General features: G+C 40.0%; 18 protein-coding genes and 1 other RNA gene. 13 read left to right on the plus strand and 6 right to left on the minus strand.

Features of this window, described 5'->3' with window-relative positions:
* Nucleotides 1-80 precede the first annotated feature (80 nt).
* The 3 genes from MP622_RS00880 to MP622_RS00890 all read right to left on the minus strand — a co-directional run bounded on the left by MP622_RS00880 (nucleotide 81) and on the right by MP622_RS00890 (nucleotide 5,416).
* On the minus strand, nucleotides 81-3,677 hold the full coding sequence (locus tag MP622_RS00880) for an SbcC/MukB-like Walker B domain-containing protein (protein WP_243792049.1): 3,597 nt from the start codon (nucleotides 3,675-3,677) through the stop codon (nucleotides 81-83).
* A 9-nt stretch (nucleotides 3,678-3,686) separates the two neighbouring features.
* Nucleotides 3,687-4,940 (minus strand): exonuclease SbcCD subunit D, encoded by a 1,254-nt coding sequence (locus MP622_RS00885; protein ID WP_151505321.1) that lies wholly within the window; start codon nucleotides 4,938-4,940, stop codon nucleotides 3,687-3,689.
* A gap of 98 nt (nucleotides 4,941-5,038) precedes the next feature.
* Nucleotides 5,039-5,416 (minus strand): VOC family protein, encoded by a 378-nt coding sequence (locus tag MP622_RS00890; RefSeq protein ID WP_016167251.1) that lies wholly within the window; start codon nucleotides 5,414-5,416, stop codon nucleotides 5,039-5,041.
* A 307-nt stretch (nucleotides 5,417-5,723) separates the two neighbouring features.
* Between MP622_RS00890 and MP622_RS00895 the strand changes: the two genes are divergently transcribed.
* Together MP622_RS00895 and MP622_RS00900 are read left to right on the plus strand one after the other, a co-directional pair.
* Nucleotides 5,724-6,170: an ABZJ_00895 family protein gene (locus MP622_RS00895; RefSeq protein ID WP_243792051.1), complete on the plus strand. Its 447-nt coding sequence runs from the start codon at nucleotides 5,724-5,726 to the stop codon at nucleotides 6,168-6,170.
* 67 nt (nucleotides 6,171-6,237) lie between these two features.
* On the plus strand, nucleotides 6,238-7,134 hold the full coding sequence (locus MP622_RS00900; RefSeq protein WP_243792053.1) for a TIGR01777 family oxidoreductase: 897 nt from the start codon (nucleotides 6,238-6,240) through the stop codon (nucleotides 7,132-7,134).
* 15 nt (nucleotides 7,135-7,149) lie between these two features.
* On the opposite strand, the gene thiO is transcribed toward MP622_RS00900, so the two are convergent.
* Nucleotides 7,150-8,268: a glycine oxidase ThiO gene (gene thiO / locus MP622_RS00905; protein ID WP_243792054.1), complete on the minus strand. Its 1,119-nt coding sequence runs from the start codon at nucleotides 8,266-8,268 to the stop codon at nucleotides 7,150-7,152.
* A gap of 16 nt (nucleotides 8,269-8,284) precedes the next feature.
* Complete coding sequence (hemB, locus tag MP622_RS00910) at nucleotides 8,285-9,298, minus strand: porphobilinogen synthase (protein WP_243792056.1); 1,014 nt, start codon at nucleotides 9,296-9,298, stop codon at nucleotides 8,285-8,287.
* Between the two features lie 108 nt (nucleotides 9,299-9,406).
* Between hemB and MP622_RS00915 the strand changes: the two genes are divergently transcribed.
* The 3 genes from MP622_RS00915 to MP622_RS00925 all read left to right on the plus strand — a co-directional run bounded on the left by MP622_RS00915 (nucleotide 9,407) and on the right by MP622_RS00925 (nucleotide 12,842).
* Nucleotides 9,407-9,904 (plus strand): thioesterase family protein, encoded by a 498-nt coding sequence (locus MP622_RS00915; RefSeq protein WP_016167246.1) that lies wholly within the window; start codon nucleotides 9,407-9,409, stop codon nucleotides 9,902-9,904.
* 274 nt (nucleotides 9,905-10,178) lie between these two features.
* Complete coding sequence (locus tag MP622_RS00920) at nucleotides 10,179-11,312, plus strand: HlyD family efflux transporter periplasmic adaptor subunit (RefSeq protein ID WP_044738219.1); 1,134 nt, start codon at nucleotides 10,179-10,181, stop codon at nucleotides 11,310-11,312.
* A 6-nt stretch (nucleotides 11,313-11,318) separates the two neighbouring features.
* Nucleotides 11,319-12,842, plus strand: coding sequence for a DHA2 family efflux MFS transporter permease subunit (locus MP622_RS00925; protein ID WP_151505314.1), 1,524 nt, complete (start codon nucleotides 11,319-11,321; stop codon nucleotides 12,840-12,842).
* A 46-nt stretch (nucleotides 12,843-12,888) separates the two neighbouring features.
* On the opposite strand, the gene glpK is transcribed toward MP622_RS00925, so the two are convergent.
* Nucleotides 12,889-14,373, minus strand: coding sequence for a glycerol kinase GlpK (gene glpK / locus MP622_RS00930; protein ID WP_243792058.1), 1,485 nt, complete (start codon nucleotides 14,371-14,373; stop codon nucleotides 12,889-12,891).
* Between the two features lie 129 nt (nucleotides 14,374-14,502).
* On the opposite strand from glpK, the gene ssrA reads away from it, so the two are divergent.
* The 8 genes from ssrA to MP622_RS00970 all read left to right on the plus strand — a co-directional run bounded on the left by ssrA (nucleotide 14,503) and on the right by MP622_RS00970 (nucleotide 19,546).
* Nucleotides 14,503-14,862: a transfer-messenger RNA gene (gene ssrA, locus MP622_RS00935) on the plus strand.
* Between the two features lie 185 nt (nucleotides 14,863-15,047).
* Complete coding sequence (locus MP622_RS00940) at nucleotides 15,048-16,436, plus strand: tyrosine-type recombinase/integrase (RefSeq protein ID WP_168158552.1); 1,389 nt, start codon at nucleotides 15,048-15,050, stop codon at nucleotides 16,434-16,436.
* Nucleotides 16,433-17,242: a hypothetical protein gene (locus MP622_RS00945; RefSeq protein WP_168158551.1), complete on the plus strand. Its 810-nt coding sequence runs from the start codon at nucleotides 16,433-16,435 to the stop codon at nucleotides 17,240-17,242. Before MP622_RS00940 ends, MP622_RS00945 begins: the two co-directional genes overlap by 4 nt.
* Nucleotides 17,243-17,388: 146 nt before the next feature.
* Complete coding sequence (locus MP622_RS00950; protein WP_171525599.1) at nucleotides 17,389-17,589, plus strand: transcriptional regulator; 201 nt, start codon at nucleotides 17,389-17,391, stop codon at nucleotides 17,587-17,589.
* A gap of 13 nt (nucleotides 17,590-17,602) precedes the next feature.
* Nucleotides 17,603-17,776, plus strand: coding sequence for a hypothetical protein (locus tag MP622_RS00955; protein WP_168158550.1), 174 nt, complete (start codon nucleotides 17,603-17,605; stop codon nucleotides 17,774-17,776).
* A gap of 10 nt (nucleotides 17,777-17,786) precedes the next feature.
* The gene (locus MP622_RS00960) at nucleotides 17,787-18,032 is read left to right on the plus strand and encodes a hypothetical protein (protein WP_168158549.1); all 246 of its coding nucleotides are present in this window, start codon (nucleotides 17,787-17,789) and stop codon (nucleotides 18,030-18,032) included.
* Nucleotides 18,016-18,285, plus strand: a complete 270-nt coding sequence (locus MP622_RS00965; RefSeq protein WP_168158548.1) for a hypothetical protein — start codon at nucleotides 18,016-18,018, stop codon at nucleotides 18,283-18,285. The genes MP622_RS00960 and MP622_RS00965 overlap by 17 nt, the downstream gene beginning before the upstream one ends.
* Nucleotides 18,286-18,358: 73 nt before the next feature.
* Complete coding sequence (locus MP622_RS00970; RefSeq protein WP_168158547.1) at nucleotides 18,359-19,546, plus strand: hypothetical protein; 1,188 nt, start codon at nucleotides 18,359-18,361, stop codon at nucleotides 19,544-19,546.
* The last annotated feature ends 263 nt before the right edge of the window (nucleotides 19,547-19,809 follow it).

Here is a 19,809-nt window from a genome sequence, read left to right on the forward strand (position 1 = left end):
GGCTTCTAAAACGAAGCCTTTTTTATTGTCTGATGGATTAAGAAAGGTGGTTGAATTGACTGAATATTACTTATAAACACTTAAGACACAATCTGAATACGACTCGAGCCAGAACCCATGGGTTGTACTTGAATTTGAACTGGAATGCGCTCATGCATTTCTTGAATATGTGAGATCAACACGACTTTGCGTCCTTGATTTTGTAATTGATCAAAAGCATTCATGACCATATGCAAAGATGAAGCATCTAAAGTGCCAAAACCTTCATCAATAAATAGCGACTCAATTTTCATCGAGCCTGCTGCCATATTGGCAATAGCTAAGGATAAAGCCAATGCGGTTAGGAAAGATTCTCCCCCTGAAAGCGAAGCAACCGAACGGGTTTCACCATCCATATCATGATCAATAATGGCGAGACTGAGCGAGTTATCCAAGCGCTTTAAGGTATAACGTTGTGATAGAAGGGCTAATTGTTGGTTGGCGTATTCAATTAAAATATCAAGATGATATTGTTGTGCCAAGTCGCGGAACTTTTTCCCTGTGGCATCACCCATGAGACCTGAAATTTTAGCCCAACGATGTTCCTGTTGCTGGATTTGTTGTATTTGGGTCGCGAATTGCTGTTGCTTAGCTAAATTTTGCTGATGCAATTCCAGTGTTAATTTGAGTTGATCACGTTGCTCCAACAGTTGTTGTAATTGCACAGCATTTTGTTCAAGTAATTGGAGCAATTGATCGTGGTCAATTTCAGGTTGCTGCTGCTGATGTTGCTGTAACTGCGCTTGCAGCGTTTGCAAAGCATAGGCAGCTTCATTCAATAGACGGTCTGCCTGTTGTAAAGATAAACGCAGTTGTTGTTCCTGAGTTGAGGAAATCGCAAGTAGCGTTTTTAATAATGGCTCAGTAAATTCACTGTGCTGCGTTAACCATGTTGAAATTTCTGTTTGAGTTTGCTCGAGTGCATGTTGTTGTTGTTGTTGTTGTGCTTTTAATTGTTCCAAGGCATTTTTATGTTGTTCAAAATTTTGACGTGCCTGTTCAAAACTAAGTTTGAGCTGTTGGTATTGTTGTTGTAAGTGGTGACGTTGTTGATCATGCTGTTGAAGCCATTCATTCGCCTTGAGCTCGGTTGAGCCAATCATGCTAACAATAAGTTGCTGAGCTGCTTCAGCATTGTGTTTGCCTTTCGCTTCAACCGCTTTAAGTTGTTGCTCGAAATCGATGAGCTGTACATTCAAATGATTAAGATTCGCTTTGAGAATGTTCAGTTGTTGTTCAGCCTGTTCTTTCTGTTTATTTAAACTATCACGTTGTGCAATTTGCTGTACGCGTTGCTGTAAACATTGCATTGTGTGTTGTGCAGTCAGTAGCGGTTGTTCTACCCACGTAGCTTGTTCGTGCGGTGCTAGACAATCAATAATCTGCTGGATTTGTTGTTGCCACTGCTGCACCGATGCGAGTTGATGTGTATGGTGTTGAATGCGTTGTGTGAGTTGCAACTGCTCTTTATAGGCTTGATTGAGCTGTTGTAAATAAAATTCAGTTTGTTGTTTGAGTTGGGTATTTTCGGCAACGCTTTGTTGTAGTGTAGTCAAGATTTCCTGTTGAGGATGAGTTAAATCTAGAACTAGCTCGGATAGTGTGAGATGTTGTTGTAATTCATTTCTTTGTCGTTCTGATTTTTCATTCAGTTGTTGTAATGAATGCTGTAGTTGGACTTGCTCAGCGCTAATTTGAGTCAATTGTTGTTGAGTGGTTTGCCAAAGCTGTAGACATAGTTGTTCCTGTTGAATCGCTTGTTGTTCCTGTTGTTGTTGCAGTTCATACAATGCTTTGGAAACTTGATTTTCATCATCACGATAAGGATGTTCTGTACTACCACAGACCATACAGGCTTCACCTTGTTGTAATGCTGCACGCAAATGTTCAACATTTTCAGCATGTAATAAGCGTTGTTGTTGTAAGAAACTTTGTAATTTTTCTCGTTCCTCTTTTGCCACCTGAAACTCGATTTCTGCTTGTTTCGTGTTTTGCTCGTATTGTTGCTGCTGTTGTTGAATGCTGTTTAGTTTGTTCTTTAGACTCAGGATTTCATCGGTTAAAGTAAAGAAATACGCCAATTTTTGCTGAGCTGAATCCAGTTGATTAAGTCGAGTAAGTTGTTGCTCTTTGTTCTTCTGTTGTTGTTCTCGTTGCGTTTCAATTTGAGCCGTCGTCCCAAATTCTGCGACTAATTTTTGTAGTAGAATTTTGTCTTGATCAAGTTGTTGCTGTGCTTGCGGGATATTCCCTAAGCTTGATTCAACTTTTTGGTAGTAATCAATAAATTGATTGATTTGCTGAAGATGAGCCTGTAAACCCTGATCTAAAATTGCAAATTGATCGCTATTTTGTAATTGAGTAGCACAGAATTGCTGCTGAGTGATCAATTGTTGTAGTTGTTGTTCAGACTGTTGTTGCTGTTCGAGTAGGGGTTGCTGCTGCATACTTAGTTGTTGCAGACGAGTTTTCGTCTTTTTGTATTCATCCGCAATATAGTCGCGTTCTTGTACATATTTACGGACATCGCTCAGTTCTTGCTGATGTTGCAACTCGAAATCTTGTAACTGATGTAGCGTAGTTTCGGCATGTTGAAAACGATTTTGTTCTTGCTCAAACTGGCGACTTAAACTAATAAAATGATGTTGTTGTTGCTGAATTTGCGGTTCAAGCTGTTGTAGCGTGTTTAGAATCTGTTGTTGTTGAAATACGATGGGACGTATGGCAGAAAAAGTTTCGAGTTGATTCAGTTGTTGGCGATTTTGCGCTAAGTTAGCATGGGCTTGTTGCTGGATTTCATACTGTTGCTGTTTCAGAATAATATCTTGTTCTAATTTATAGCGTTGTGCAAACCATTGCTGTTGTTGAAGGTATTGTGATTTTTCCTCTTCAAGTCTTTGATAATGCTGTTGAGTAGTTTCATATTGATTGCATAGCGCTGTAATTTCTTCTTCTGAGCGAATTTCAATATGACCTAAGACATTTTCCAGTTCCTTGCGTTGTGTTGCAATTGATTTGGTTTTTTCATAAGCCAGTTGTCCAATTTTACCGAAAATACTGGAATTGGTCAGATATTCTAATAATTCGCCACGTTCATTGTCACGGGCTTTTAAAAAAGCAGTCACTTCTGACTGTGCTAATAATACTGCACGGGTAAACTGTTCAAAACTGAGTTGGGTAAGTTGTTGAATATGAGTTTCGACGGCTTTACTTTTATCAGCAATCACGACATCGTCAGTTAAACATTTTAAGTAACGTTGTACATTTTGAAGTTTGCCTGAGGCACTTTCACGCGCACGTTTGACTTCCCAACGCGCCAAATAACATTTTTGATCTTGGGCGATAAAACATAATTCCGCAAAACCATGCCCTGTACCGCGACGCAAAACCGTGAGTGGCGAATTGGTGAGTAACTCTGAGCCATCGCTATCCAGCAATTTACCATCACTGTCTTTTAAACGTGGAATTTTATTGAACAGTGCCAAACACATCGCATCTAAAATGGTCGATTTCCCTGCGCCTGTTTTACCTACAATCGCGATGAGGCCTGCGTTGGCAAGGGGTTCAGCAGAAAAATCAATTAAATGTTCGCCTGCAAGAGATGCCAGATTTTTAATTCGAATGGATAAAATTTTCATGGCAACCCTTTAACTATTTTGTTCATCTTCTAAAATCTTTTCTGCTTCATGTACCAAACTCATAAAGTCATTCAGAACTTCATCATCGGCGGAATAGCCCTGCTTCTGCCATACATTTTGAAAAAGTTGTGCTGGGGTTGGTGGTTCAAGCTGTATCGCTTGTGTATTTGATCCATCTTGCTCCGAAGATAAATATTGGCGTGAAATTCTGACTAAACGATAGCGATTTTCAGGTAATGCCTGTTCAAATTGCTGGCGTAAATTGGGAGGAGGCGGTGTCAGGCTATGATATTCAATATCGATATATTCACGTTGATCAATATTCTCAATTTCTCCCGTCGCTAAAGTGCTAAGTTGTTGCAATACATCATGCATTTCGCCACGAATGCGGTGTAGGGCGATACTGCGTGGAATAGGCAACACTTCGAGTTGTACGCGTTCTGGAGAAGCGAGTTGTGGATCTATGGTAATTTCTAAGACTTGGTGTTTGTAATTGACTTCACTAAAGGACAGTGGAATGGGAGAGCCACTATAACGAATATGGTCTTGTCCAACCTTTTGTGGTTTATGCAAATGACCTAATGCTACATAATCAATGACCTCATCAAACAGCGCCGTTGAAAGTGCTTCTTCATTGCCAATAATAATCGGGCGTTCTGAGTCTGAGGTTTCTGCACCTTGCATATGGGCATGCGACATCAGGATTAAGGCTTGATCTTTCGTTTTACGCTGTTTAGCTGCCGCAATGAGCTGTTGATGCAAATGGGCGATAGCCGCTTTACTATCGTTGGTTTGTTCGTTGATTCCTGTAATTTCAGCAGGACGTAAAAATGGTAGGCTTAGGCACCAAGCCACAATGTGCTGCTGTTCATTATAAATAGGAATGAGTAAGCGATTTAAATCGAGCTGTCCTTCGGTATTTTTATGAATGACTCCAACAGCTTTGGCATTGTATTTAGACAGCAATGGCTCGACCTGTTCAATGCGATAACCTGAGTCATGGTTACCTGCAATCATGAGCGTTTGCATGTGCGGAGCCACCGCATGTGCATCCGCCAAAAATTGATAGAGTTGTTTTTGCGCACTAGATGCGGGGTTAATCACATCGAAAATATCCCCTGCAATGAGTAGGGCATGTGGCTGTTTTAATTTAATTTGATCAATCAGCCACGTTAAAAACTGTTCATGTTCATACTGACGAGAGTGGTTATAAAAAAATTGTCCCAAGTGCCAGTCAGAAGTATGAAAAAAGCGAACAGTCATATGATCTCAAAGCGTGAAAATGCCGTGTATAACTTAGCATATTTTACATGCCCAGATATGCTGTAGGTGATGACAATTTTAGTCGCGAAAATTATTCCTTACGCTGCATTTGGGTCGAGTTGTACCAAGCCAAAAGTGTTGTGATCTGGATCGATGAAATAGCCTTGCCAACATTTATTTGGAATAGCGAATTTGGGCATGGCTTCTTGTCCTCCCTGCGCTAAAATTTTTGCCGCAGTTGTATCAAAATCTTCCACTTGAATGGAACAGGTAAAGGCATTGGTGCCGCAATGTGTCGGAGGAATTTCCGCAGGGCGCTTTAATAAACCGCCATGTATATTCGCTGTATCAATTTGATAATATTCGATGGGAAGACCTTCAACCTTGGTAAATGTCCAACCAAAGACCGCTTGGTAAAATTGAAGATCACGTGCAGGGTTTGATGATTGAATTTCAAAGTAGACCAATGGCTGCATGATCTGAGTTCCTATTTTTATTGTTCTAAAAAATAAAGACCGACGATTCGAGTGATGATGAAATCGTCGGTCAAAAAACGGTGGATACACCAAACTTTTAAGCTGCTGTTTTAAAAGTTTGACATTCACGCCAAGCTTATTGCTTTAGGTAGAAGGTCGCCGAAAATATTGTGGATGCCAGTACAAATTGACGGTTTCGAACCTTGTACTCTTAATAACGTGAACAAGTTTGAATTGGTTGACAAGAAAATGAAAAAAGATTGAAATTTTTTTTATAATGGCTTTTTGCCCCTGTTGAGCTGTATTCATGATACCACTGCGCCGCTATTTTATTTGGTTTTTTGTACTGTGCTTTCTGTTCACATGTATTTGCGGTGTTTTGGCAGCATTGATGCCAAGAGGGATGGGAGGGGTACTGACAGCGGTGCCTTATCTGGTGGCAATGATTTGGGTATTATTCAAATTCCTGAAAGAACAAAAGCGTGCCCCAACGCAGACAGAACGAAAGCATTTTACTTTGGGGTTTAGCCTGATTTTCTGGGGCTATAATTTACTGGGCTTACTCGGTGGGATTTATTTCTTCTCACGCAGTAATCCAACCATTTGGCAAGATCTTTTGCTGTATTTGCAACAACCGCAATTTATGGCAGTGGTGTTGATTATGTTTTTGTTAATTGCCATTCCACTATATTTGCTCACCTATTGGTTTTATGGTACCCAAGCACAACGTATGGCAAACAAAATGTTGGGTTAATGCATATAAACTTGTATTTATTGTCTATCTCATTTATAGATAAAACATCTAGCCAAGAGATTGTTTTATGTACAAACCTGTGGTGTTGATTACGGGAGCTTCAGGGTTTATTGGTTCCCATTTGTTGCCTTATTTACTGGAGCGAGATTATCAGGTGATTGGTGTTTCTCGGAAACCACAACCCCGAACCCATCCTGATTTAAGCTGGATTCAGCATTTTGATGAACTACAACTGCACTCTATTGATTATGTGATTAATCTGGCGGGCGAAAGTATTGCGCAAGGGCGATGGACTGCACAGCGCAAACAGAAACTGATTCAAAGTCGGGTCAACACAACTCAAGCCCTCTACCAATTTTTACAACGTAGACAAATTTTCCCGAAATGTATTTTGTCGGGTTCTGCGGTGGGATACTACGGTATTGATGCTTCGGAGCAATGGCAGCAAGTTTGTACAGAAGAATCACCTGCTCAAGACATTTTTATGTCGCAACTTTGCCAACAGTGGGAACAGGCAGCTCGTGCAGATACGACGCAGCACACTAAAATTATGCGGCTTGGTGTGGTTTTTGGGCGTGGTGGTGGCATATTGCCGCAGATGTTGTTTCCAATTAAATGGAATTTGGTCGGACGTATAGGACATGGGCGGCAGCCTGTGGTCTGGGTACACATTCAGGATGTACTACGTGCGATGGAGTTTATTCTGACCCATGAGACTGAACAGAAAGTCTTTAATGTGGTTGCACCAGAAAAAGTCACACAGAGTCAATTTGTGAATATTGCAGCACTTAGTTTAAAACGACATCCGTTGTTAAGTATGCCAGCTTGGGTTTTTAAAAGCCTATTGGGGGAGCAATCACAATTGATTTTAAATGGTCAATTCGTGCAATCTAAAGCCCTTCAGCAAGCAGGGTTTGAGTTCAAGTTTCCGACTTTAAAAGAAGCATTAAATGATTTGCTTTGATGTGGAGCAGTGTTTTTAACTGGTCATTATTTCTGGTTTAAGCAATTGTTCTGGACTGTAAATAGTCGAATCTACAGATGTAGGTTGCTTCAAGATAAGCTGACGTAGCAGTTGCGCTGATGCAGGTCCCATACATAAACCATTTCTAAAATGCCCGAGGTTGACCCAGACATTATGGAGATGGGGTAACTGACCAATATAAGGAATACCTTCGGGTGAACTAGGACGTAATCCAGCCCAATTTTGCACTACAGGGAATTGGGTTAACTCAGGCACCATTTCATAAGCAGCTTCTAAAATATTCTGTTGAGTCTGCTTGGTGGTTTTAGCATTAAACCCACACTCTTGCATGCTAGAACCACAGACAATATGACCATCCATCCGTGGAATGAGATACATCACCCGATTCATACACATGGTTGGTAACCAGTGGGCAGGGGTTTTAATGAGTGCCATTTGCCCTTGTACTGGGCGAACGGGTAGTTCCAAGCCCAGTTGTGCTGACCATAAACCAGACCAAGCACCCGTGGTTAGCACGAATTGATCTGCATAAACTTTCTGTCCTGTTTCAGTTTCTACATATTCAATTTTGTCCTGCTGAATATGAAATTTCTGAATAGGCATTTGATCGAAAAATTGAACCTTCGGATGTTGTTCTAAATAATGACGTAGAGATTGTAATAGTCGAGGATTGCGTACATTGGCGATTTCTGGAAAGTAAATCGCATGTTGAAACTGTTCGGAAAGATGTGGATTGACCTGATCTAGTTGTTCCCGCTGCAAGTATTCGCAGTGCTGCATGGGGTCTTGGAATTGAGTTTTATAATTTAAACCGACTTCGAAATCGGTTTCGTCCAAAATTAACATCCCTGTTTCATGAATTTCGAAATCTATGCCTGTTACGGGCTGTAATTTTTCATTCCATGTTTGGTATAGCGCTTTACCATGTTGTGCCAAGAGGTTGACTGCACGTGGATAGCGCCAAGGGTACATTGGAGAAAGAATACCGCCACCCGCCCATGAGGCTTGCCCTGCATAGGTTTGGTTATAAATATTGACCTGACAACCTTGTTCGGCCAATTCTAAAGCTGATAATAGACCACTAATGCCAGCACCAATAATGACGATATTCATAAAAATTTGAGATCAATTAGTTCATGGCTTTAAGTTTAAGCGCTGCTTCTTCCGCGAAGTAGGTCCAAATCCCATCTGCACCCGCACGACGACAGCTCATCAAGGATTCAATAATGACTTGATCAGATAACCAGCCATTTTGAATGGCACCCGCTAACATCGCGTATTCACCACTGACTTGATAAACAAAAGTTGGAATACCAAAGGTATCTTTGACTTCACGCACGATGTCTAAGTACGGCATTCCTGGTTTAACAATCACCATGTCTGCACCTTCCTGAATATCCAGTGCAATTTCATGTAAGGCTTCGGCACGGTTGCCGACATCCATTTGGTAATTGTATTTATTGCCACCTTTTAGGTTACTTGCAGACCCAACCGCATCACGGAATGGACCATAGAAGCTCGATGCATATTTCGCCGAATACGCCATGATATTGGTATAGATATGTCCATTGGCCTCTAAGGCATGGCGAATTGCACCAATACGACCATCCATCATGTCACTCGGTGCAACCACATCTGCGCCTGCTTCTGCATGACTCAAAGCTTGTTTAATCAGGCATTCGACGGTTTCGTCATTCAGAACATAACCTGTGTCATCAATAATGCCATCTTGACCGTGGGTGGTATAAGGATCGAGCGCACCATCGGTAATGAGCACCATTTCAGGCAGTTCTTTTTTAAGTAAGCGAACGGTATTTTGCACTAAACCATCGTCTCGCCATGCTGCTTCAGCAGTTAAACTTTTATCTTCTTGTGGCGTAACAGGGAACAGTGCCAATTTAGACACACCAAGTTCTAATAACGTTTCCGCTTTTTTTAATAATAGATCAGCAGAAAGGCGCTGAATTTTCGGCATACTTGGAATATCTTGGGTTTGGTTTTGACCTGGCAGTACAAATACAGGATAAATCAAGTGATCAGTCGTGAGTTGAGTTTCCCGAACCATGGTACGTAATTGGTCATTCTTTCGAATACGACGCATACGGGTGGCAGGAAATGCTGGACGATTGAACGTATAAGTCATAACAATCTCACTGATCAGTATTAAACTAGGCAGTATTGTAGACCCATCACACAGCTTTAGGGGCAAAATGCGGTCGTTTTTTCAAAATTTTAGGTGTTTGAGTGATTTATGAGCGATATGGAAAAGAAATGGACGGGAGGAATCCACTTGGGTTCGAAAGTCGATATTGATGTGGTATTGCAACAATTATGTCATGCCTTTAATAGTTCGCCATTTTTCTCCCATAATGGCATGACGATGCGTGTGGTTGATCAGCAGATTGAAGGCTATATTGAAATGCAGCCGTACATGATTGGAAATGTTGCTTTTCAAATTCTACATGGTGGCGTTGCCGCAACAATTCTAGACAGTGTAGGTGGAATCGTGGCAATGGGCGAGCTGTATAAACGCACTGAGCCTGAGCAATTGCCTGACACTATTAAGAAAGTGACGCGACTGGCAACGGTGGACATGCGAGTCGATTATTTAGCTCCTGGACGTGGCAAATTCTTTGTTGCCCGTGCAGAAACCTTACGCTTAGGACGTAAAGGTTGCACCATGCGTATGACTTTGGTAAATGATGAAGATAAACCAATTGCGACTGCGATTGCATCTTATGCTTTCTAAAGTAGTTGAAAAGTAAATTATTTTATTTGAAATTTTCTCTCAAAATAAGTTTTAAGCTGCCAAGATAAGGGCAGCTTGAATCAATTAATAAACCGATCAGTCTAAAAAATCATTTCTCAAATGATGAGTTTTTTATTTAAAATTCCTAGCCAAATTTATATTAAAGAAATGACTTTCTCATCGACACGAATCTTCAGTTTTTAAAAATAAGTAAAAAACTGTTTGAGTTGTGGATTTTGTGGTGACCAAGTCTGTCTGGCTGAAGGAAGAAATGATGACAGAAGCTTCAACTACTCCACCACAATCGAATGCCGCAAATATGCAAGCTAAACGTAAAAAGTCCTTTGCGATATTTGGAGCAATACTGGCGATTATTGCCGTGGTTTATGCAGTTTGGGCATTATTTTTAAACCATTTTGTCAGTACAGACAATGCCTATGTTGGTGCAGAAACGGCTTCCATTACCTCAATGGTGAATGGTCAAGTACAACAAGTTTTGGTTAAAGATACACAAACGGTTAAACAAGGTGATGTACTGGTTCAAATTGATGATCGCGATGCCAAAATTGCAGTTGCCGCGGCACAGGCAGAACTCACCAAAGCCAAGCGTCAATACAAGCAAACGCGTGCCAACAGTAGTGCATTGAATTCGCAAGTCTTTGTCAGTGATGATGGTATTCACAGCGCTGAGGCACAGGTGCAAAAGGCACAAGTGGATTTAGGCAAGGCGGAAAAAGAATTACTGCGTCGTCAACAACTCAGTGCTTCAGGTGCTATTTCTAAAGAAGAATTAAGCACAGCGCAAATTGCAGTAGAAAATGCACAAGCAAGTTTGGCAGTTTCACAAGCAACATTGGCCCAAGCAAAATCAAATCAAAAAGCGGCACAAAGTACTTTGGCGGCTAATGATGCTTTGATTCAGGACAGTAATGAGAACTCAACGCCTGATGTATTGATTGCTGAAACCAAATTAAAACAAGCGCTTCTAGATTTAGAACGTACCCAGATTAAAGCCCCGCTTGATGGGGTAGTGACACGCCGAAATATTCAAGTGGGTCAACGTGTTGCCCCTGGCACTGTGATGATGATGGTCGTACCAGTGTCACAACTCTATGTCGATGCCAACTTCAAAGAAAGCCAGTTAGAAAAAGTTCGTGCAGGGCAAAAAGTCACTTTAGTTTCCGACCTGTATGGGGATGCTGTTGAGTTTCACGGTACGGTTCAGGGATTCTCTGGTGGAACAGGCGCTGCTTTTGCCCTCATTCCTGCGCAAAATGCGACGGGTAACTGGATTAAAGTGGTACAGCGATTACCTGTTCGAATTACCCTTGATCCACAAGAGTTGGCGAAACATCCGCTACGTGTTGGACTTTCAATGGAAGCCAAAATCGATTTACGTTCGAAGTAATCGCTCATGAACCAGTATCGTCCTTTTGGTGATTTACAAGGTAGCCGCTTAATGCTCGCTGCCTTTGTACTGGCATTGGCGAACTTTATGGTGGTGCTCGACATGACCATCGCCAATGTCTCGGTTCCGCATATTACTGGGAGTTTGGCTGTTTCAAGCTCGCAGGGTACTTGGGTAATTACCTCTTATGCAGTTGCTGAAGCAATCTGTGTGCCTTTGACAGGTTGGTTGGCAGGGCGTTTTGGAACAGTACGATTATTTGTGATTAGCCTGATTGGTTTCACCACTTTTTCGGTTTTGTGTGGATTATCCACCAGTTTAGAAATGTTGGTGTTTTGTCGTATAGGACAGGGTTTGTTTGGTGGTCCGATTATGCCGCTCAGTCAAACCTTGCTCATGCGTATTTTCCCACCTGAAAAACAATCGCAAGCGATGGGCATGTGGGCCATGACCACGGTTGTTGGTCCCATTTTAGGTCCAATTCTGGGCGGTTCAATTAGTGATAATTGGTCGTGGCACTGGATTTTCTTTATCAATATTCCTGTCGGCATTATTTGTGCCTTAGCGGCAATACGTTTATTAAAGCCTGCAGAAACAGATAAATTTCGCTTACCAATTGATGCGATAGGTTTAGGTTTATTGGTGCTCTGGATTGGAGCTTTACAGCTCATGCTCGATTTGGGGCATGAAAATGACTGGTTTAACAGTACCTTTATTTGCTTCCTTGCGGTCATCACGGTCATTGGTTTAATTGCATTTATCATTTGGGAACTGACTGAGCAGCACCCGATTGTGAATATTGCAATTTTCCGTTATCGCGGCTTTAGCATCTCAGTGTTATCTCTAGCTTTTGCATTTGGTGGCTTTTTTGCCAGTATTGTTTTAATTCCGCAGTGGGTTCAGGTCAACTTGGGCTACACTGCGACATGGGCGGGTTATCTGACTGCCACCATGGGCTTTGGTAGTTTGACCATGTCACCAATTGTGGCAAAACTGGCAAACAAGCATGATCCTCGTGCTTTGGCCAGTTTTGGCTTGCTGCTGATGGGGATTGTAACTTTGATGCGTGCCTTTTGGGTAACCGATGCTGACTTTATGACTTTGGCAATGCCACAGATCTTGCAGGGTTTTGCTGTACCATTCTTTTTCATCCCCTTGTCCAATATTGCACTTGGTTCCGTGATGACCTCTGAAATGGCCTCGGCGGCAGGCTTAATGAATTTCTTAAGAACTATGGCAGGGGCTATAGGAGCTTCCATTGCCGTGACCATTTGGGATGACCATGCCAAAGTAGCACGTACTGAAATGGTCGCAAATTTGCACACCAGTGAAGTCCAAAATACTTTAGTGCAAAATGGTATGACTAATGAAACGGCTTTGGGTGTGATTTCCAACTTGGTCGATAAAGAAGCCATGACCATGTCGGTCGATCATGTTTTCTTTATCTTAACCTTGGTGTTTATTGTGGCAAGTTTATTGATTTGGCTTGCTCCAAAACCGAAAACTAAAGTCACAGGACCGAGCCATTAAGGTTTAGCCCGAGCACCGCAATAGAATATTCGTGGTGCTCATATCTCTAAATTTCAGATTTAGCGCGTTTTAAAGCTGTACGCCATTGGTGCAGGTGTTGCTGACGTTGATCTTCCGACATTTTAGGCTCGAACATTCGATCTAATTGCCAAGATGCAGCAACTTCAGAAACATTAGAAAAAATCCCCATCTTCAATCCTGCCATTGCAGCCGCACCCCATGCCGTAGATTCCAGCATTTTGGGGCGCAGTACTGGTACATTCAGCATGTCGGCTTGGAATTGCATCAACATGTCATTTTGACTGGCACCACCATCAACCCTTAACTCTTTGAGTGGTTGGCTAATATCTGCTTGCATTGCACTCAGAACATCTGAAACCTGAAAGGCAATTGACTCTAATGCAGCTCGGGCAATATGTGCCTTTGAGGTTCCTCGTGACATGCCACAGAGTAATGCACGCGCATTACTGTCCCAATGAGGTGCACCTAAGCCTGTGAATGCAGGAACCAAAACCACGCCGTCAGAATCTTGTACTTGGCAGGCCAGCTTTTCAACTTCTGAACTGTGTTGAATAATCCCGAGTCCATCTCTGAGCCATTGCACAATCGCACCTGCCATAAATACACTACCTTCCAGTGCAAAGGTATTTTGTTGGTGACATTGCCAAGCCAGTGTGGTGAGCAATTGATTTTGGCTATATTGAATTTGGTTACCCGTATTAAACAGCATGAAGCAACCTGTACCATAGGTATTCTTCGCGGTGCCTGCCTCAAAACAAGATTGTCCGAATAGAGCAGATTGTTGATCGCCCAGAATTCCTGCAATTGGAATTTCTGCACCCAATAATCCTGGGGCGGTATTGGCAATGTACTGATCTGACGAAATGATGGTTGGAAGCAGAGAAGCAGGGATGTTGAATAATTCTAATAATTCTTCATCCCATTGTTGGCTTGCTAAATTCATGAGCATGGTGCGAGAGGCATTACTGGCTTCAATGACATGTTCAGCGCCACGTGTCAGATTCCAAACCAGCCAACTATCAATCGTGCCAAAAGCAACATGTCCTTGATTTGCCAGAGTTCTTAAACCTTGGACATTTTCAAGTAACCAAACCAGTTTGCCTGCACTAAAATACGGATCAATCCTTAAACCTGTTTTTTTGTGAATAGTAGCTAATAAGTTGCGTTTAGTGAGTTGATCACACCATTCTGTTGCACGACGGTCTTGCCAAACAATGGCAGGCGCAAGTGGAATACCACTGCGTTTGTCCCACACAACCGTTGTTTCACGTTGGTTGGTTACCCCAATGGCTTTAATATCTTTTGCTAAGAGATTTGCAGAGGCAATGGCTTGTTGCACGACGGCAATTTGGGTACTCCAAATTTCTTGGGCATCTTGTTCGACCCAACCTGAATGAGGAGTACGAATTTGAGTTTCATGTTGAGCTGTTGCGTAGATTTTTCCCTGTTCATCAAAAATAATGGCTCTACTCGAGGTTGTTCCTTGATCAAGTGCAAGTAAATAGCTCATGTTTTTATTTTTTAACTCTTGAAATATGAAAGATTACCGCAATAATGTAATAGAACGCAGTCACTCCTGTAAATACTGTGAAATTACCTCGTAATTTTCGATATTTATGTTATGATTGCGGTGTACTTTGGGGGTGTTTCTGGCTTCGACGCTGGTGATGAAACTCATAGATGCATGCCGAGAGCGCATTTTCTCTCGTAAATAAAATTTGCATTTTAATAGTCGCAAACGACGAATCATACGCTCTAGCTGCCTAAGGGCAGCTTGTCCGCCTCTCCGAATACTTGTGGTTAGAGAGTCCGACTGAAGCGCACGCACACAAGTCCGTATGAAATCAAGCCTTGGGGTTTCGTACTAAATTAAAAGGATCGCGATTTGTACCCTGTTCGTCGGGTCACAAAGAGTTAAAACAGTAGACGATATCTAAGCATGTAGTATTCTCGAGCGTAGTGCTGGCGGACGCGGGTTCAACTCCCGCCACCTCCACCAAAATTCTTAATTGTCATTCGTTCACATGATGACATATCAATCTAAAAGCCTTAACTATCAATAGTTAGGGCTTTTTTTATGCCTTTACATTCTGCATTATTCGTAAACATAGCATTGGATCATTTGTATGGTGCTTTGTATGTTTGAATTCGATTGTGTGTGACCATACACAGAAAAGGTTTATTGTGTTTAAAGAAGATATTTCAAAATTCCCTATGGCTGATACGGTTCTAAAAGCTTTAGAGACAAATAAGGCTGAAGAGCGTATTAACGACGGCGATAACTTATATTTTGTTATCAAAAATGATGGTAAAAAACGTTGGGAATTCAGATATAAAAAGCCATCTACAGGAAAATGGACATTTATAGGTCTAGGATCATATCCCCAAGTGAGTGCAAAACTGGCAAGACAAAAAGCTAAGGAGGCTCGAAATCAACTTTCTGATGGTATTGATCCGAAAGATGCTAAAGATCAACAAAAACAAAATCAGATGCAAGAAAGTAGTGGTGAGTTTTTATTTCAAAAACTTGCTGAGGAATATTGTGCAAGTAAAACTTGGACAGATGATACCCGTGTTCGGAATGAAGGAGCATTAAGAAATCATGTTTATCCTCTTATGGGGAGTCGTGATTATCGAACAATTAAAAAAGTTGAATGGCTTGAGCTTTTTAAGACGGTTCAAAGAAAACTGCATCCTAAAACAAAGAAGCCAATTATTGAGATGGGGCAACGTGTTTGTGCTTTATGCCGTGATATTTATGATTTAGCTGAAGTGACTGGTCGAATAGAACAGAATCCAGTTTCTAATATTCATAAACATCTAGAGAAGCATATAAGTGTAAATATGCCTCATGTTTCTGAAAAAGAATTACCTGATCTTTTGGTTAAGGTTGTGAATTATCCAACGCGACAAACTTCAATTGGTTTACAGCTAGCATTAATGTTGGGTACTCGACCAAATGAAATTCGCCGTGCTGAATGGTCTGAATTCGATTTTGAAGAAAAATTATGGGTAATTCCTGCTCATAAAATGAAGAAGCGTGTTGAACATACAATTCCACTCTCATCTCAAGTTATTGAATTGTTAAATGAGTTAAAAGTTTACAGTGGTTCAAGCCCTTACTTATTTAGAGGGCGAAATTCAGGTAAAGAGCCTATCTCGAATGCAACATTGGGTAATGCTTTGAAAAAAATGGGCTATAACGGTAAGCAAACACCACATGGTTTTCGACATATTATGAGTACTGCATTGCGTGAGCGTGGTTTTCGACGTGAGTGGGTTGAATCAGCTTTGGCTCATAAGTTGGGTGGTGTGGAAGGTGTATACAACAAAGCATTATATTTGGAGCAACGTAGAAAGATGATGCAAATTTGGTCTGACTATTTAGATGCTTTAGCACATGGTAAATCATTTGAGTTTGATAATTTTGAAATGGATAAAATGACGGAATATTCTTGGAATGATATTGGTTTGGAAAAAAATAAATTCAATGCAAAACAACTAAGAGTGCTTCAGTCTTTTATTGAAGCTATGGTTCAAGATGATGATATGTCTGAAGAGGAGGCTGCATGATGTCTTATGTAGATTACGCCGTCGCTTTAGATGAAATATCAAAAATGACTAAACAGCAATGTAATGAATTTACCCTCTTACACTATGTTAAGAATGGTTTGTTGGATTTATACGTTAAATTAAATACAGAATTTGATTTATGTGAGTGTTCAATAGCAGAAGATTTAGCTTACTCGATCAAAAAACAATATGTTGGTTATGTGCGTTTAGATATTTCTGATATAACTAATATCGACTTATTTAATTGTATCAGTAGCTCGTCTAGCTTATCTATTACTCAATTTAAACACGAGTCTAAGAATCTAGGTTGCGTATTGTTGAAGGAAAATTATCATTTTCAAAAAGCTCATTTCATTTCAAATTATTCACATCCTCAAGATAAAAATATAATTATCAAAAGAATTAACTTATCAGAAGGTATTGAGGAATTATATAAAGACAATGCTTCTCCAGTTGAACTTTCAACCGTAGTCGCTGTATTAGGATTAGTTGAAAATATGGTTTTTTCTTTTAATGATATTAAATTCAGTCTTGCACAAATTAAAAAATTACAGAATAAGCCAATTATTCAGTTGAATCCGAAGGTGACTAATATTGACATCCGTAATAAAAGAATGGATTTAGGAAGGAAATTGGGTATTCAGTTTATTAAAAATGTTTTACCTTTCAAGATGGCTAATAATCAAGAAGACTTGGTGAATTTAGTAAATTGCACGTTGAGATGTTTCAATCAGGAGCGTGATTTCCAGACTATTATTGATTGGTGTAAGGAAGAAAATTTACCATTACCTTTCTCTAAAGAATAAAAAACAATCAAAGAAAACAATAAAAATATTTTTTGAATAAAAAGTATTCAAGATTACGGAGGAGTAAGCCTTCCGTGATCTTGGAACACCCACTTATCTTTATCTCATACTAGCCTCATCGGTAAAACGCTGTAATTGAGGTAACTATGAACATCCAACCAATTCGACTAACCAAAAAAGATACTGCTAAAGCTTTAGGGTTAAGCACTGATGGCTTGGATAAGTTGATGAAACGAGATTCAACATTTCCAAAAGCGTACAAGTTCGGCTCTTCAATGCAGTCAAAGTCATATTTTGATTATAGAGAGATTCTGAAATGGCATGAGTCTCAAAAGTTGGCGGTATAAGCAGGAGTGATAAATGAAAGTAACAGTCCTTACTTTAAATAAATACTTTGAAGTTTATTCAGACTGTCAGATTACAAGTGAAGTTACAACAAATGCTTCGATTGTGTTTAGTGCACTGTATCAAGGTGAAAAAGTGATTCTCATTAATACGGCGTTTGAAAGTTACTTAATCCAAAGTGTGAGTTAGGAAAAGTGCGATGAAAGAAATGTATAGCATTTGGAATGCGGCACTGTTGTTAACAGCGGAATTAAAAAAGCGTACTACAAAACAGTGGTGGTCTTATTTGAAACATAATCCACGAAAGTGGCAAGAACAGGACGGTTTTCTCATCAATTATCACTTGATTGATGGTGAGCTGTTCTACACAGAGGCAGGTTTAAAAGCCTTCATTAATGCTCATAAGCAAGAAACTAACGGAGAAGTGCATGGACGCTTTAAATGAACTTGAAGTAATTTTACGTGACAACACAGTTGTTACAGGTGCAGAAGCAATGAAAAAATTCATTGAGTCTGAAGTGGATAATGTCATCGAGTATGCTGATACAGGTGATATTACGGTTGATTTGCATACATCAGAAGGTATTCAAGGAGCAGCGGAATTGATTGCTCTTCACATTGAAGCCGCAACCCAATTAAAAATTGATACATCATCCATTGTTGAGGAAATTCATCGACAGTTAAAGTTAAGTAAATAACAAAACAGAGATTTACTAAAAGGGGATGTTCTACATCTCCTTTTTTATAGTCTGTTCATAGGTTTTATAAAATATGAGAAAAGATTTAACTGCACATATTAAGTCATTAGATATTGCGGAAATTCAACATTCTATTCGGTTCGCTCTAGCCCAAAAGAGATTAGAGCGAAAAAAGCTTGATCGACTGTTTGATGAATCATCTGTTAATGCTGATCAAATTAAAGACTCATCCAAAGATGTATATGTGCGTCAAAATATGTATGGGTCGATTACTTTAAATAGTTCTAGTTCATATCTAAATCAGCTTTTAGATAACTATCAATTACGTTTGGCGAATAATGTAAAAGAAGCCGAAGTCTATCAAAAAGTGAATACAACATCTTTTTTGACTTTGAAAATGAAAGCAGTAATTGACTGGCTTGATCTTCGTTTTACGGTAGATCCTAACCTATGTATATTTTATAAGGATCCCAAAGCTCGTAGTTATATCAAAGCATTTATTACACGGAATACTGGTACAAGGCACTATATTGCGAAGGATGAAAGTCAAATTACTCAGGATGGTATGTCATTTACAATCCGACTCCATGATGTACAGAACAAAAAAGATTTAAAGAAAATCACTGATTTGTTGCAAAAACAGTACGGTGCGAAAATTGAGCTTATGATGGTTGAAGCAATTGAACTCTCATTTGACCTCTATGGAGGAGATAGTTCTGCGGTAGTCATAAAATTGCATAAAGCAATGCAATATCCTCAAACCGCTAGGTTATTTCGAGTATATAAAACGAAAGGGACTCAGCGTGATATACCTGAATCAATGCAAGAGTTGTATGATCTACTACAAGGTGGCTACAACATTGGAGTAGGCGATCATCGGTATGATGAGTTTTGTGTGAGGTTGTATTTCAAACGTACGGATAAAGGAGGTCAGCCTTTATCTCAAAAACAGCACAGAGCACGTATTGAAATTACTTTGAGAAAATCAATTTTTGATAATGAAACTGTTGACCGAAACATTCTGAATTTGTCACAGCTTATCAAATTTGGATTTAAGAAAATGCAATTTACCAAGCTTAGTAAGAGAGCAACATACAAGGAAAAAGATGTGTACTACACACGAGTAAAGCCATTCGGAGAAGAACATGCTTCTATTATGGTTAATAGGCATAAGCGTGTTTTATTGAATGCAATCGCTACAAATGGAGCTTTCAATGAGGCTAAAAGACTAGCAGTAAAAGCACTAGCACAGAAATTCTAATTCGCAAATTTCGGATCATTTATTTCTGAGAGCACTTAGCTCTAAGCTATATAGAGTATGGTTTAGGGCTTGTTCATAGTGTTAAAGTTGCCTAATAACATTAGGTATGTATATTTATTTAAAACAATGAAGGAAATATTCATTTATTAAGATGAAAAGTATTTAAATTAACGATAGCTAAAATTTGTACCGATTAATAAGTTGACTTGATTTATTGATGTGAGTGAAGTCCTAGAAGAAATAAAAATCCTTGTATGCCTAGT

Origin of the sequence: Acinetobacter sp. PK01 (assembly GCF_022819285.1) — a bacterium.
Lineage (GTDB): Bacteria > Pseudomonadota > Gammaproteobacteria > Pseudomonadales > Moraxellaceae > Acinetobacter > Acinetobacter tandoii.